The organism is Pedobacter chinensis (genome assembly GCF_003339865.1).
GTDB classification, from domain to species: Bacteria; Bacteroidota; Bacteroidia; order Sphingobacteriales; family Sphingobacteriaceae; genus Pedobacter; species Pedobacter chinensis.
In genome coordinates this window covers 796754-812491 of the sequence record NZ_QPKV01000002.1, presented here as the reverse complement: position 1 = coordinate 812491, position 15738 = coordinate 796754, and the positions used below count along the sequence as shown (strand labels likewise).

Here is a 15738-nt window from a genome sequence, read left to right as displayed (position 1 = left end):
CACTTGATCAGTTTTTTAAAGCTCATAATTTTTCATAAATTGTGGGCATGAAATACATATTCTCATCACTTTTGTTTTTTGCAGGGTTGACTTCCTTTGCTCAAAATGGTAAAACGATTAACCAGTCCGGAAATCCTATATTTCAAGGTTGGTATGCAGATCCTGAAGCTGCAATTTTCAATAACAAATACTGGGTTTATCCAACTTATTCTGCAAAATATAAGGAACAGGTTTTCCTGGATGCTTTTTCATCTGACGATTTGATAAAATGGAAAAAACACAGTCGCATTTTAGACACTGCTGCAGTAAAATGGGCTAACAAAGCGATGTGGGCACCTGCTATTGTTCAAAAAGATAAAAAATATTATTTGTTTTTTGGAGCGAATGATATTCAAAGTGACAATGAAATTGGTGGAATTGGTGTGGCTGTTGCCGATAAGCCTGAAGGCCCATATAAAGATCATTTAGGTAAACCTTTGGTTGATCAATTTCATAACGGTGCACAACCCATTGATCAATTTGTTTTTAAAGATAAAGATGGCCAGTATTATCTCATTTACGGCGGATGGAAACATTGCAATATTGCCAGGCTTAATCAGGATTTTACTGGTTTTTTGCCTTTTGATGATGGAACTATTTTTAAGGAAATCACTCCAGACAACTACGTGGAGGGTCCATACATGTTCATCAGAAATGGCAAATATTATTTTATGTGGAGTGAAGGCGGCTGGACTGGGCCTGATTATTCAGTGGCTTATGCTGTTGGCGATTCGCCATTTGGCCCTTTTAAGAGGATTGGTAAAATATTAAAGCAAGATCCTGAAATTGCAACAGGAGCAGGGCATCATTCGGTAATTATCAATGAAAAAAAAGGTGCTTACTATATTGTTTATCACCGTCGCCCGTTAACAGAAACAGATGGCAACCATAGGGTTACCTGCATTGATGAAATGAAATTTGATGCTGAAGGAAATATCCTGCCTGTAAAAATCACTCATGAAGGCGTTAAGCCCCAAAAGGTAAAATGATGTTTTTCAGCTGGAACTTATTCAATTTCCAGCTGATTTTTGATTGGTTCCGGTGCAGACTTCGGTTGCTTCTTATTCAGTATGCTAAATCCCCAGGCGCACAATAAAAGCATGCAGGCAAGTCCTAGCCAAAGCCAGTTGTAGCTTAGGTTTTTAGCAATATAAAAGCCTAATAAAGGTCCAATTACCTGAGCGCACGACCAGCTCAGCGTGTATCCCGCTGCATATAGACCTCTGTTATGTTCATTGCTTCTGCTGATCACGATTGTGTTGATAAACGGCAATGAAAACATTTCGCCACCCGTAAAAATAATGATCACTGCTATTGCGGTAACCAGATGAAAATTAACCGGTGCACTCAGCATGATATATGAAACGGCAAAGAAAACCGCCCCAACAATGATGAAAAACATGGGTGGTCTTTTGGCTTCGATCTTATTGATCATAATCATCTCAAATAATGCAATTACTGCTCCATTAATTCCGATTATTATACCAATGGCAAATTCATCAATGTGCCATTGCTCTTTAAAAAATACCGGAACAACCCTAAACATTAAAAAAGCACAGGTGATAAAAACGGTAGTGAGCAGAATGAATTTCACATAAAAAACATCTCTCCAGGGTTTCATAATAACCATATTGGTGGCATTTTCCCTGGCTTTTTTAATGAAGCCCTTAACCTGGGGAAGAAACGATAGGATTAGTAAACCAACAATAATACTTACGCCTCCCTCTACTATAAATAAAAGCTTGTAATTGATCGATGCGATTATGCCCGCCAAACTAATTCCAACCGACCAGCCAATATTTACGGCTAATCTGTTTAAGGAGTACGATCTTGTTATGGTACCCTCAGTGGCATAATGCGCAACTGCAGTGAAATTCGCCGGCCGGAATGCTTCAGAAAAAAAGCTGATTACAACAGCCAATACACATAAGGTGGAAAAATGAGTAATTGTAGAAAATAAAATAAAGAGTATGCCACCAATAATTGATGATAGGATTTGTACAGGACGAAAACCAATCATGTCTGTCAATTTTCCACCTATTGCTGATCCAAGAATTGAGCCCACGCCAAATAATGTGATGATTAAACCAGCATCAATTTCTGAACGATGTAAACTTTGCGTAACATACAAGCCCATAAATGGAACCGCCATGCTTCCACATCTGTTAAACATCATTACAATGCTTAAAAGCCATGTTTCTCTGCTTAGGCCGCTAAATGAGATTTTGTAGGTGTTGAGTATGAGTTTGAACATTGGGGTATTTGGAGCTGCAAAACTAGTAATAATGTTGCTTATACCAATTGTTTTTCAGCAACAGCTATAGTGCTTGACAAAGCAAAACGACAATGGAAGAAATAGATTGAACAAAAACATTGGATAGGCGAAGCAAACGAGCAATACATAATATAGATGAGACCTTTAGAATACGACTTCTATTAGTGCAGTGCTACAAATACTGTTTTTTACAGAACGAAACCAGTGAAATGGCCTGTGAGCCACAGACCATGGAGTAGAACGTTGAACTTAGAAGTGAAGGATATTGACTATGACGTTCTTGTCAATTCCTCAGATGCACAAAAAATATCATATAAAATATTACGTGCGTCAAACTTTTTCGAAAAGAATGTAACTCTTATGGTTTTTTACCCACTTTTTAGATGTCCATACTCATTGATGATCGATCGATTGTGCGCTGGCATTATGTTATTTCAGTAACATCAAATTTTTTAAATTAATACTTCCACAATGAATTTCTTTATCACTTGATTTAGTATTACTTTTTGATCCATCAATTTTTATTCTATAAAAAAGATTTTGCCCTTTTAGGCTAAGTCCTGTCCGCATAGTACCATGCGCTCCTTCAACCAAGCAGAGCATTACGACATAAAAGCCACTAGATTCTTTTGAATTAATAGTTCTTTTCAATGAAGATGATTTATGAATACCCTTATTTAAAAAAGATTCTAAATGAGTCAGGCCATAATTGAACAAGGGTTCTTTATCAAGTGTCATGGTGTCGGGAGGAATCAATATTTTAAAGTATTTATCAGGTAAAGACGGAACCTCATATGAATTTACAGGAAAATTAATCTTCAATTCCAAGGGATTATCTGTTTCATTGATTAGTCGAGTGAAAAATATAACATAATTATATACCCTACCATTAAGGTCAGTGTATTTTGTTCCACCTCTTGGAAAACTGTTTTGTATTATTAGGCTCGCACAGTTAGAATCAATATACTCATATTTGTTGTCTAACCATCTGGAAGTGGATACATCTTTAGTTACAGACTTGATATTTTCTTTTTTGGGGGGCGTTTTGTTTTGTCCTCCACAGGAACTACAAAAAATAATCATCAGGAACAAAGCGTATGTGTGTATGTATTTCATTATTTCTTTTAATTACTTAAGAATTTCAAAAACCTAAAAGCTATTGTACCCGAATAACATGATCTGATCTGGTTGAAGTCTTCAATGGATTCAGCTATTTATTTTTTTGCTACGATCATTATGTGGAATTCAATGGAATCCGAAATAGCCTGATCCTTTAAATTATCAAAGAACTTTCCTGATTTATAATGGATACCCCAATCTGTTCGATCAATCACCAGTTTGCCATTTGCCTTCACAATTCCGTCTTTCACTTCCATTTTGGCCGGAAACGTAACCGGATGTGTGATACCTTTAATGGTCAGGTTCCCTGTAATTTCCTTATCCTCAACATTTATTGATGCAACCCTGGTAATGGAAATTGTAGAAAGGGGGAATCTCTTAACATCAAAAAAATCAGAATCCTTTAAGTGCTTAATAAGGTTATTATCACTCCTATGGTCATCACCTTCAATTGTACTCATGTCAACTTCAACAGTACCGCCCATAAGTTGACTGTTTTCAATCATTAATTCTCCTTTTGATATATAGATGTACCCTATATGCGGCCCATGAACACTTGAACCTGTCCATACTACAACACTCTCCTTTGTATCTATTATAAAATATTTTCCATTCCCAATATGTAAGGATACGGGGCTTGCCGATGCATTATTTTTATTTTTTACAGGCCCACGGCAACCGAAAAACAAAGGAGCAATAATTAAAATTAAGTAAGTGATTGATAGCTTGTTGTTCATACTACAGAAATTATATGATTAGTAATAATTGACAAATGGTATTAGATAAGCGGTATACATTATTAACGACCCTCTTTACTTTTAAAGTCCGTTATGGTCTTTCCAAATATTACCGGTTTTATCTTCATAAATATGAATAGCTGAATTACTGGCAAGCCCATCCTTTGCTGTAAAATGCTGAAAGGATTTCCCATTGTAATAATAAACACCTGAATTCCTTGGTACATTAAGAACAAAGTATATACGTGTATGTATTTCATAATTTATTATTTAATTTTGATAATAGCTGCACGATTCCAACAGCGGTTAATGTAGCTCCCCGTTTCACTTTTTTGCAAACATTAAGCATTTTTTATATCCTGGCAATCTGATTCAGCGAAATTACTTTGATATCTTCCGCCCGAAAGAACCAGGATTGTAAATAATAATGTAAACTTTGTAAATAATATATTGACATTATGTTTATTAGAAGAAACCTCCTGTTTGGGAAACATAAATATTTATACGGATTGCTGCTACTGATGTTTATCTCTTTAATCTGCGTAGCTTTCAGTATGGCGGGCAGCGACAACTATGATATCGCCAGGAGGGAAGTTTTACTTCGCCAAATCGGACATGAAATACTACTACAGTCTGGCGACAGTGTATCACGGGTACTTCCGGTAAAAAAAATTGCCGAAAATGAATACCAGATCAGTTTTGATAATGCTTTTACTTTTCAACCAGACTTCCTGGTAAATACTACTCAACGGTTGTTAGCCAAAGATCCACTTGCAAGTGATTATGTTGTTAACGTAGTGAACTGTGCCAATGCCAGTGTAGCTTATGGATATGCCATATCAAAAAATAAGAAAGATGATATTGTTGCCTGCATAGGAAGAAGGCAGCCCATAGCATGTTACATGGTTAATATTAAATTTAAACCAACGGCTTTAATTACAGCAAAGAATGAATATTTCTTGGGTGCTCTGTCATTTTTAACATTTGTTGGATTTATTTTTATGAGACCTGTTAAGCTGCGGAAAACCTTACCTGCCAGTCAGCCTACAGGTATGTTCACTTTGGGGTCATTGTCGTTCGACGCAGAGGCTCGTAAGCTCATGATAAATGGAGAGACAATAGACCTGACCAAAACTGAAACACGTGTATTGCGCATTTTCGCGTTATCTCCTAACGAGGCTATAGAGCGACATCGGCTACAAAAAGAGATATGGGAAGATGAAGGTGTTATAGTAGGTCGCAGTCTCGATATGTTCATATCAAAACTTAGAAAAAAACTGGAATTTGATCCAAATATCAAAATTGTTGTTATACGCGGCAAAGGATATAAGCTTGAAATTAATGCCTAGGATGCCTCAAAAACTGATCTTATTAGACTTCAATTTGGCATTTGTAAAACTCTGTCATGAACGCTGGTATCGTTAGAGACCTTAAAATATATGATTTATTAAGATTCAGCCTCTACACCTTCCTCATACATCTCATTAATTGCATTGATATATTTCTTTTCAACAATCCGGCGTTTAACCTTTAGTGTAGGGGTAATTTCTCCTTCATCAATACTGAAAGGATTTCGCTTAATTTTGAAGTTTTTGATTCTTTCGAACTTAGCCAGTTCATTGGAAATTTTCCTGATGTCTTGTTCTAGCCAATCGACAATTTCTTTGTCGCGAATAAACGGATCTGCTTCTTCAAAGAACGATGGTTTAAGTTTGAATGTTTCTTCTAAAGTTTCTCTGTTTGGAATAATAATGGCCGTAATGAATTCACGTTTATCGCCAATTAAAAATAACTGATCAATTTTAGGGCTTTTTAAATAAATATTTTCTACAGGTGTAGGGTAAACATTTTTACCATAGGCATTAACGATCATGTTTTTCAGACGATCAGTAATTTGAAGATTACCTTTGTAAAAACGGCCGATATCTCCGGTATGAAACCACATATCCTTATCAATGGCTTCAGCCGTTTCTGCTGGCTTATTAAAGTAGCCCTTCATCACGCAATGTCCCCGAACAATTATTTCTCCTTCTTCACATTCAAAATCTTCATTAAATGTGTCATGAGTTTGAATGTTAATCATTTCCTTGGTTTCCACATCCTGAATCCCCACTTCAATGCCAGGAATAACACGGCCAACCGTTCCATAAACCTGTCTGTGGTATTCTGTAACGGACATTACCGGAGAAGTTTCCGTTAAACCAAAGCCCTCCAGTATTTTAATGCCTAAATCGCCAAAGAACTCGCCAACATTTTTGGGTAAAGCAGCGCCACCGGAGATCATGAATTTTAACCGGCCACCGGTTTTCTCCTTGATTTTGCTGAAAACCAGTTTTTCTGCAATCCCTTTCTTTGTAGATAAAATTAATCCTGGATTTTTACCTGTCTCTTTAGCAATCCGGAATTTATTTCCGGTTTCCAAAGCCCAGGTAAATATTTTAGCTTTTGTTCCACCACCTGCTGTACCCGATTTTATGGCTTTATCGTGAATTCGTTCCAATAATCTGGGTACACAACTCATTACCGTTGGACGGACTTCGCCCATGTTTTTAGCCAGAAGTTCTAAACTCTGTGCAAAGGCAATTTTACAGCCCTGGGCACAGCAAACATGATAGGTTGCAGTGCGTTCAAATACGTGTGACAATGGTAAAAATGAAAGGAATGTTTCTGTTTGATCGATTACCGGAATCTGTTGTAAACAAACCTCCACATTTTTCACAAAGTTATAATGGGTAAGCATTACGCCTTTTGGTGTTCCTGTTGTGCCTGAGGTATAAATTAGTGATGAAACATCGCCAGGTAAAACCAAACTTCTGCACTGATCTATTTCTGCTTTCTCAGCAGCAGTGATCTGATGTTTAAGCGCCAGAATATCAGAAAACGCGATAATTTCCACATTTACATCTGCAGGAACAGTAACTTTTTCAAAATCCTTAAAAGCAGGAATGATATATTTTAGTTCCCTACAGTTTGAAGCAACTTTAAGCACTTTGCGGTAAAGAAAATTGTTTCCGACAAGAATTGCTTTTATACCTGAATCATTAATAATATAGGCTACCTCCTGCTCTGATAGTGTAGGGTAAATGGAAACGTTGATCACGCCAATTTGCTGAATGCCTTGGTCGTAATAAACATATTCAGGTGAATTTTCGATCATTAAACCTAACCGATCTCCTTTTTTTATTCCTTTTTCGAGAAAGAATGCTGAAACTGCATCGGCTCTTTTTAGGGTATCTTCATAGGAAATTTCAGTCCACTCGGCACCTTGCTTATGAATAAGAAAAGTTTCTTCTGGTTTATGAATGTTTTTTACAACATTTCTCAACAGGGTAGGGACGGTTGAAAATTCGTTAATTAATGGCATCGCTCTTATTTGGTGTTCGTTATAATTAACAATTATAATGCTTTTTGGTTTAAAAATGCAAATTGATATTTCTCTGGTAGAATTTAAGGGATTGGAATGATCAGTTTTTAATGATAGAGTTAAATTCTGGCAGATGAGGATTGCTGATTGAACTCAGGCCAATGTTTCTTTGGAATATTCATTAAGTGAGGCTCAAATGTCATGGTAAATTTTCTTTTTCCCGCAGATCATGCAGATTTCGCAAATAAGGATTGCGCATTGAACTCAGGTCAATGTTCTTTGGGATATTCATTAAGTGAGGCTCAAATGTCATGGTAAATTTTCTTTTTCCCGCAGATCATGCAGATTTCGCAGATGAGGATTGTTCATTGAACTCAGGTTAATGTTTTTTGGGATATTCATTAAGTGAGGCTCAAACGTCATGGTAAATTTTCTTGTTCCCGCAGATCATGCAGATTTCGCAGATAAGGATTGCACATTGAACTCAGGTCAATGTTTTTTTGAATATTCATTAAGTGAGGATCAAACGTCATGGTAAATTTTCTTGTTCCCGCAGATCATGCAGATAAGGATCTTTCTAACAAATCTTTTGCAAAAAAAGGCTGCTTGACGGGCTTAAGATGATCTGCTAAATTTAAATCTGCGCAATCAGCGAAAATCAGCGGGAGAATTTTAACATTTATTTAAAATGTAAATCTCCAGGAAAAAGAATTATCAAAACTAAAATGTCTTTTCTTTCCGTTGATGATGATCGAAATAAATCATAATCAGACTTACGAAGTTCCCCCGGGCTATAACCTAACGAAACTTCGTAAGTCTACGAAACGAAAAAAGACTCCATAATTGAAGCCTTTCTTATATTATTATATGAGTTGATGCGATTAAACTGAAAAACTTTCGCCACAACCGCATGTGCGGCTAGCGTTAGGGTTTACGAAGTTAAATCCTTTTCCGTTTAATCCGTCAGTGAAATCTAATTCAGTACCAGCAAGGTAAAGGAACGATTTCATGTCTAATGCAATTTTGATTCCTTTATCTTCAAAAAACTGGTCGCCAACTTTTTCTTCGTTGTCGAAATCCAGGTTATAAGATAAGCCTGAACATCCACCGCCTTTTACAGAAACGCGTAAAAAGTAATCAGCACCCATTTCAGAATCCTGCATAAGGTGTTCAATTTTATCTTTTGCTTTATCAGTTATTGTAATCATAGTATCAAGATTTTAGTATCAAGTATCAAGATTTTATCAAGTCGAAATTTAATCTCGATACTTGATTTTTTATACTTGCTGCTATTATTTAGTGGTGTGATTTTTCTAACACAATTGCTTCTAGGCCATTTTTAACGCGATAATCGTTAATGGCAGATTTAATTGCATCTTCTGCTAACACTGAGCAGTGAATTTTTACCGGAGGTAAAGCCAGTTCTTCAACAATATCCATATTGTCAATAGATAAAGCTTCATCAATTGTTTTTCCTTTTAACCATTCTGTAGCCAATGAAGAAGATGCAATAGCCGAACCACAACCAAATGTTTTAAATTTAGCATCAGTGATCACGTTATCTTCTCCAACTTCAATTTGCAAACGCATCACGTCACCACACTCAGGTGCGCCAACTAAACCAGTGCCTACAAATTTGCTGTCTTTATTTAATGTACCTACGTTACGTGGGTTGTTGTAATGGTCAATTACTTTTTCTGAATATGCCATGATTTTATCTTTTTAATCTCCTTGCGGAGCAATTTTTTAATTAATTTTCAATTATCAGTTTTCAATTGCCAGTTCGCGTACTCCAAACTGTTAACTGCTGACTTATTTTTTAATCTCCTTGCGGAGCAATTTTTTAATTAATTTTCAATTATCAGTTTTCAATTGCCGGTTTGCGTACTCCAAACTATTAACTGCTAACTCCAAGCTGATTTAATGTTCTGCCCACTCAATTTTACTCAAATCAATTCCTTCTTTAAACATTTCCCAAAGCGGAGAAAGCTCTCTTAAGTGATTAACCGCTTTTTGAGTAATTTCAATCGCATGGTCAATATCTTCTTCAGTGGTAAATCTTCCTAAACCGTAACGGATTGAAGAGTGTGCTAAATCATCTGATAAACCTAAGCTTTTCAATACGTATGATGGTTCTAAAGATGCTGAAGTACAAGCTGAACCTGAAGATACAGCTAAATCACTCATCGCCATCATTAAACCTTCGCCCTCCACATATTTAAAGGAGATGTTTGCTACGTGCGGTAAACGATGTTCTGTATTACCATTAACATAACTTTCTTCCATTTTGTTTAAAGTCGATTCCAAACGATCGCGTAAGCCAGATAAACGTTTCGCTTCGCTGTCCATTTCTAAACGGCATAGTTCACAAGCTTTACCCAAACCAACAATGCCCGGAACGTTCAATGTGCCTGAACGCATTCCACGCTCATGGCCACCGCCATCCATTTGTGAAGTTACTTTAACCCTTGGATTTTTTCTGCGAACATAAAGTGCACCAACGCCTTTCGGACCATACATTTTGTGTGCTGAAAAAGCCATTAAGTCGATTCCATCTGCATTCACATCAACCGGGATTTTACCAACGGCCTGGGTAGCATCAGTCATGAATAAAGCACCATGTTTATGTGCTATGGCCGAAATTTCTCTAATTGGCTGGATCACGCCGATTTCGTTATTGCCATACATAATCGAAACTAAAATGGTTTCAGGAGTCATGGCAGCTTCTAATTCAGCTAAGTCGATTAAACCATCTTCTTTAACGCCTAAATAAGTTACTCTGGCACCATTTTTTTCAAGGTGTTTACAGGTATCCAATACCGCTTTATGTTCAGTAACCGCAGTAATGATGTGGTTACCTTTTTCTCTGTACATCTCAAACACACCTTTAATCGCTAAGTTATCAGCTTCAGTTGCGCCAGATGTAAAAATAATTTCTTTATCAGTACAGCCGATCAATTTGGCTACCTGCTCACGAGCATAATCTACTCCCTCTTCAGCCACCCATCCAAAAGCGTGATTACGGCTTGCGGCATTTCCAAATTTCTCAGTAAAGTAAGGTAGCATCGCTTCCAACACTCTTGGATCTAAGGGTGTTGTTGCGTTATTATCTAAATATATCGGCTGTTTCATTTCTATTCTGTTAATTATGATTACAAAGATACAAAAAAAGTTTTCTAACAATTATAAATAATAGCTATGAGGTTATAGAGAAAACCCGCATTTTTACATTCAACCAACCTTTTTAAACGATGAACAAGATCGAACATATCGGAATTGCTGTAAACAACCTGAATAAGTCTGTTCCACTTTACGAACTTTTGCTCAATACATCCTGTTATAAAACTGAAATTGTGGCATCAGAGCATGTAAATACCGCATTTTTCAGAACCGGGGAAAATAAAGTTGAACTTTTGGAAGCCACTTCGGATGACAGTGCCATTGCCAGGTTTCTGGAGAAAAAAGGAGAAGGAATTCACCATATTGCTTTTGCTGTTGATGATATTCTGGAAGAAATGGAGCGGCTGAAAGCCAATGGTTTTGTGCTGCTCAATGAAGTGCCTAAAAAAGGAGCAGATAATAAAATGGTTTGCTTTGTTCATCCTAAAAATACCAATGGCGTTTTAATAGAGCTTTGCCAGGAAATTAAGTGGGTTTAAGAAAGGTGGAAAGTTTAAAGGTTGAGGGTAAAAGGCTCTAAGATGTTTAGTTTGAAACATGCAATAAAATGCAATCATCATGGGATGGAACTGGGATGGGAGTGCAATGGGGAGGGGCTATTTCAGAATTGAAATGCTATAATAAATATCAACGTAAGTTTTGAGGGAACTAAGGACATAAAAGGTTTTAATGTTTATTGCCCAGCTTAAGAAATGAAGCTTTGAATGGTAAACAAGGAATCCTTTTTAAGATAAATTAATTTGTTATGCCATTTGATTTTTTATTTTTGTGTAATCTATTAATTAATGTAATCTATCCATCATCAAACAATTATTATCTTTTTTAGGACTCTTTTTTATTGTCTGCGCTACCTATGGTACTGTATTTACGGTAAGAAGCAATGCTGATTCAGGTGCAGGAACATTAAGAGAGGCGTTACTTTTATCGGCCTTAAATGGCACTAGTAGCCCAGATTTTATTTATTTCGATCTGCCTGATCAAACCGAAATGGGCCGCACCATTAAGCTTTTAAGTGTGTTGCCAGCGGTTTCATCAAATCTAACAATAGATGCTTCTACACAACCTGGGAATGTATTTGGATTAAGTACGGCCCGTGTTCAATTAGTCACATCTTTTACTCTCCCAAATGGATTTTTTGGATTGGACTTATTCAATGTTAACGATGTGGCCATTTACGGATTATATATTAGGAATCTATTACCTAATTCTGCAAATGGTCTCGTTGTATATCGACAAGGGATAGCGATAAGAAACTGTAAAAACATTAAAATTGGCGCAGCTGGTAAAGGTAATGTCATTAGTGGCTTTGAAGACGATTTAGGGTTAAATATTAATTTGGCAGGTGGCCAAATTCAATACCACTCAGAAGATCTCTCAATCAAAGCAAATTTTATTGGCGTTGAAGCCGATGGGGTTACGTTTTCAACTATAGCCTCAATACCATTAAGCTTAAGTTATAATAACGGGCAGATAGATATTGGAGGTACATTACAGGAAGGTAATTTTTTGCCGAAGGGTTTGTCAATATACCAGATTAATTCCGAAAATTATACAGATCCTGGTTCGGAAATGTACACATTGCCTGCGGTAATTAACATCAAAAATAACATAATAGGTACAGATATTTCTGGTAGTAAAGGGACTGCTGGAGCAATAGGCCTAAGCATAAGTAGTATGGTTCCTGGTGGGAAAAACACTATTGATATAGAAGACAATGTTATTTTTAGTGAGGGTTATGGAATAAGAATAATTAACAGTGGTAGGCGGATCAACCTCAAAAGAAATTACATAGGAACAGATAGATCGCTTACTAAAAAATTAAGTTTATCTGTTGGTATATTTCTTTACTATGGGGATGATGTTAAAATTGGAGGGGATAGTTTCGCAGATGCTAATTTTATTGCCAATTGCAAGCCAGTTAGCATTTGGCCGTTTAGTAAGGCTGTAGTTACCAAAAATAGTTTTTTTTGTACTAATGATGCTTACCCTATGATATTCGATACATATGGAACACGGTATATTACTACGATTCAAATTCTATCAGTTACAACGAGTTCGGTCGCAGGAAAATCTACACCGAATTCAGTTATCGAACTTTTTTATAGTGACGCTTGCGGAACCTGTTCCCCCGAGACTTATTTTGGCAGTACAATAGCAGATGCAAATGGCAATTGGCAATATAATGGGCCAATTGCAGGAAGTGTTATCGCATCTGCTACATTTAATGGTTTTACTTCAGAATTTACAAGAACAGCTATTGATGTTACAAATATTAAAGTCGTTCACACTTGCAATGATAAAGGTTCAATTATTGGTGCAATTCCTTCTGGTGCAGCTAATGTTAAATGGTTTGATGAACAAAATAATGTTGTAGGAACAGATGCAAATTTATTAAATGTACCTGTTGGAAAATATAGATTACAAGCATTTAATGGAGATTGCGATGCCATTACATCTTATTACGAAGTTAAAAAAAGCTTAGTTTTAAATACAACTAACTTAACGGTGTCCAATACTTCATGTGGTGATTTAAATGGCAAAATACGAGGCCTGTCGGTTACAAATAATACTAATTCTCCAATCATTTACAGCTGGAAAGATGCAGGTGGAACAGAAGTTTCACAAACAATAGATCTAAACAATGTAAAGGCCGGTAGTTATACATTAACATTTAAAACCTCAGATAATAGTTGCTCTGATACATATGGCCCGGTTAATTTAATTAATACCATTGGGCCAAATATTAATGAATCTGCAATGACTGTTAATCCTTCTGCATGCCAAACTAATACAGGTAGCATTAAAGATATAACCGTGTTTGGTACAGGGAATATAAATTTTAAATGGAAAAATGAAGCAGGTACAGTAGTAGGTACATCATTATTGCTTATTAACCAACCTGCAGGTAAATATATATTAGAACTTACAGACAACTCTGGTTGTGGTGCAATAACTTCATCTGTGATCACAATTCCAGAGACCAATGGGATTTCATTACTTGATTTAGGGGTAGCAAAACCTGCCACTTGTGGTAATAATAATGGAGCAATAACTGGTATTACCGTTACAGGGGCTACATATTTTGAATGGTTCGATTCTCAAAATAAACTGGTAGCTACTACAAGCGTGCCAACACTAACTAATGTACCTGCGGGTGATTATTATGTTGTGGCATCTAACCAAACTTGTTTTAAAAAATCTAAAATATACACTATTCATGATTTACAAAACACAACATTATATACTACAACACAAATCGAATCTAAAAACGCGAGCTGCGGTTTAGCTAATGGCTTTATCAAACTAACTTTTGGCACCCCACTTCCAGTTAGCTATAGATGGGTAAATAAGAAAAATGGACAAACTCTTGGTACAAATAGCAGTATTTTGAATGGCATGTTTGAAGGTATTTATCAGTTGTATGTAGCAGATGAAAACAATTGTGAAAAGTTATACAGTGCATATGAGGTTAAGAGAGATCAAGAAATAACAATTGACGATGAAAGCGCAACTATTTCTAATGCCTATTGCGGTTTAGCAAATGGAAGTATAACAGGGATCAAGGTTTCAGGAACAATGCCATTTACTTACGAATGGAAAGATGCTGTAGGTAAAACGGTTGGAAATAATTTGAGTATTGGTAATTTGAAAAGCGGAAAATATGAATTAAGTATAACGGATGCTTCATCTTGTTTAAAAAAGTATAGTTACACCATTTTGGATCAAAGTAAAGCCATATCTGCACCAAGTATAGAGGAATTAAAATTATGTGGCCCTGGTACATTTGTACTTTCTGTTAACAACCCAATATCAGCAAATTCTTATAGGTTATATGATAAAATAAGCAGCATGGTGCCTTTGGATGATCAACCATCGGGCAAGTTTACAATAACAGTAAAGGAAGATATAACTTATTATGTTAGTCAATACAATGGAACTTGTGAAAGCCCTAAAAAAGAAGTTAAAATAAAATTAGGTTTAAATGGAATAGAAATACCAACTGCTTTTTCGCCCAATGATGATGGTATTAATGATTTTTGGGTAATTAAAGGAGCTGAAAGTTATCCAATCTTTAATGTCAAATTGTTTAACCGAAATGGGGCTAAGGTTTTCGAGTCACCTCATTATAAAAATACATTTAACGGCATGGTTAATGGAAAACCATTGGCAGTAGGTGTTTATTATTATTTGATTAATATAAATGATGGTTGCAGTTCTATTTCAGGAAGTCTGACTATTTTGCGATAAGAGTAATATTGTTGTTGGTTGTAATTAATATTTGGCTTATTGTTTTAAATCAAGACTTATAATGTAATCGTCGTTCATCACATTATAAAATTAATTGTCTTTACAATCAAATAAATTTTATCAGCAATGAATGGATTACTGCAGTCTCGTAAACAGATACTTCGCATTTATTCCTCTCTATTTTGTTCCCCAAAGGTGAACAAAACATTAGCGGCAAGTAGTGGAATGGTTAAACTGGATCGTAGAATGATCAGAACGGCAACGCTTTTTTATTTTCTTCTGATGTTAATAAGAAGTAGGTGTGATAAACACAAAACCAAATGAATCATCTCTTGTTAAAATTTAATTTATCTTTCAGGAAATATTTGTTTTAGCATCTTGATTTTTAATAAATAAATTAATACATTTGCATCCTCTAAAATACAAGTAGAAAAGACTAATAGAAAATGTCATAAGCGTTGTTGCCAGCAAATTGCAAAAATGTTCTTGATGCTTTCACACAAATAACTAAAAATAATATTCAAATGAAAAAAGATTTGCACCCATCAAGCTACAGACCAGTTGTTTTCAAAGATATGTCTAACGATTATGCTTTCTTAACAAAATCTTGTGTAGATACTAAAGAAACTATTCAATGGGAAGATGGTAATGAGTACCCTCTTTATAAATTAGAGATTTCTCATACTTCACACCCTTTTTATACTGGTAAAATGAAATTGGTTGATACTGCAGGACGTATCGATAAATTCAAAAACCGTTACGCTAAGAAATAATTT

13 protein-coding genes are annotated in these 15738 nt (G+C 35.8%); 5 read left to right on the top strand and 8 right to left on the bottom strand.

Going from position 1 to position 15738, the window contains the following annotated elements:
* The first annotated feature begins 47 nt into the window (after positions 1 to 47).
* Complete coding sequence (locus tag DU508_RS04760) at positions 48 to 1028, top strand: glycoside hydrolase family 43 protein (protein WP_115401661.1); 981 nt, start codon at positions 48 to 50, stop codon at positions 1026 to 1028.
* 17 nt (positions 1029 to 1045) lie between these two features.
* On the opposite strand, the gene DU508_RS04755 is transcribed toward DU508_RS04760, so the two are convergent.
* The 4 genes from DU508_RS04755 to DU508_RS23775 form a co-directional block, all read right to left on the bottom strand.
* Entirely contained in the window at positions 1046 to 2293 is a 1248-nt protein-coding gene (locus DU508_RS04755) for an MFS transporter (protein WP_115401660.1), read from the bottom strand.
* Positions 2294 to 2743: 450 nt separating this feature from the next.
* The gene (locus tag DU508_RS04750) at positions 2744 to 3430 is read right to left on the bottom strand and encodes a hypothetical protein (protein ID WP_115401659.1); all 687 of its coding nucleotides are present in this window, start codon (positions 3428 to 3430) and stop codon (positions 2744 to 2746) included.
* A gap of 98 nt (positions 3431 to 3528) precedes the next feature.
* Complete coding sequence (locus DU508_RS04745; RefSeq protein WP_115401658.1) at positions 3529 to 4170, bottom strand: YceI family protein; 642 nt, start codon at positions 4168 to 4170, stop codon at positions 3529 to 3531.
* A gap of 62 nt (positions 4171 to 4232) precedes the next feature.
* On the bottom strand, positions 4233 to 4430 hold the full coding sequence (locus DU508_RS23775; RefSeq protein WP_158542125.1) for a hypothetical protein: 198 nt from the start codon (positions 4428 to 4430) through the stop codon (positions 4233 to 4235).
* A 198-nt stretch (positions 4431 to 4628) separates the two neighbouring features.
* Between DU508_RS23775 and DU508_RS04735 the strand changes: the two genes are divergently transcribed.
* The gene (locus DU508_RS04735; RefSeq protein WP_115401657.1) at positions 4629 to 5519 is read left to right on the top strand and encodes a winged helix-turn-helix domain-containing protein; all 891 of its coding nucleotides are present in this window, start codon (positions 4629 to 4631) and stop codon (positions 5517 to 5519) included.
* A 98-nt stretch (positions 5520 to 5617) separates the two neighbouring features.
* Here DU508_RS04735 and DU508_RS04730 read toward each other — a convergent pair whose 3' ends face one another.
* The 4 genes from DU508_RS04730 to DU508_RS04715 form a co-directional block, all read right to left on the bottom strand.
* On the bottom strand, positions 5618 to 7534 hold the full coding sequence (locus tag DU508_RS04730) for an AMP-dependent synthetase/ligase (protein WP_115401656.1): 1917 nt from the start codon (positions 7532 to 7534) through the stop codon (positions 5618 to 5620).
* Between the two features lie 881 nt (positions 7535 to 8415).
* Positions 8416 to 8742, bottom strand: coding sequence for a HesB/IscA family protein (locus DU508_RS04725; RefSeq protein WP_115401655.1), 327 nt, complete (start codon positions 8740 to 8742; stop codon positions 8416 to 8418).
* An 88-nt stretch (positions 8743 to 8830) separates the two neighbouring features.
* Positions 8831 to 9244: a Fe-S cluster assembly scaffold IscU gene (iscU, locus tag DU508_RS04720; protein ID WP_025142622.1), complete on the bottom strand. Its 414-nt coding sequence runs from the start codon at positions 9242 to 9244 to the stop codon at positions 8831 to 8833.
* A gap of 210 nt (positions 9245 to 9454) precedes the next feature.
* Positions 9455 to 10666 (bottom strand): IscS subfamily cysteine desulfurase, encoded by a 1212-nt coding sequence (locus tag DU508_RS04715; RefSeq protein ID WP_115401654.1) that lies wholly within the window; start codon positions 10664 to 10666, stop codon positions 9455 to 9457.
* Positions 10667 to 10785: 119 nt separating this feature from the next.
* Between DU508_RS04715 and mce the strand changes: the two genes are divergently transcribed.
* The 3 genes from mce (at position 10786) to DU508_RS04700 (ending at position 15735) form a co-directional block, all read left to right on the top strand.
* A complete protein-coding gene (gene mce, locus DU508_RS04710) occupies positions 10786 to 11193 on the top strand; it encodes a methylmalonyl-CoA epimerase (protein WP_115401653.1) in 408 nt (135 codons plus the stop codon).
* A gap of 508 nt (positions 11194 to 11701) precedes the next feature.
* Complete coding sequence (locus tag DU508_RS04705) at positions 11702 to 14962, top strand: gliding motility-associated C-terminal domain-containing protein (protein ID WP_115401652.1); 3261 nt, start codon at positions 11702 to 11704, stop codon at positions 14960 to 14962.
* 524 nt (positions 14963 to 15486) lie between these two features.
* Positions 15487 to 15735, top strand: coding sequence for a type B 50S ribosomal protein L31 (locus DU508_RS04700; protein ID WP_107216258.1), 249 nt, complete (start codon positions 15487 to 15489; stop codon positions 15733 to 15735).
* The last annotated feature ends 3 nt before the right edge of the window (positions 15736 to 15738 follow it).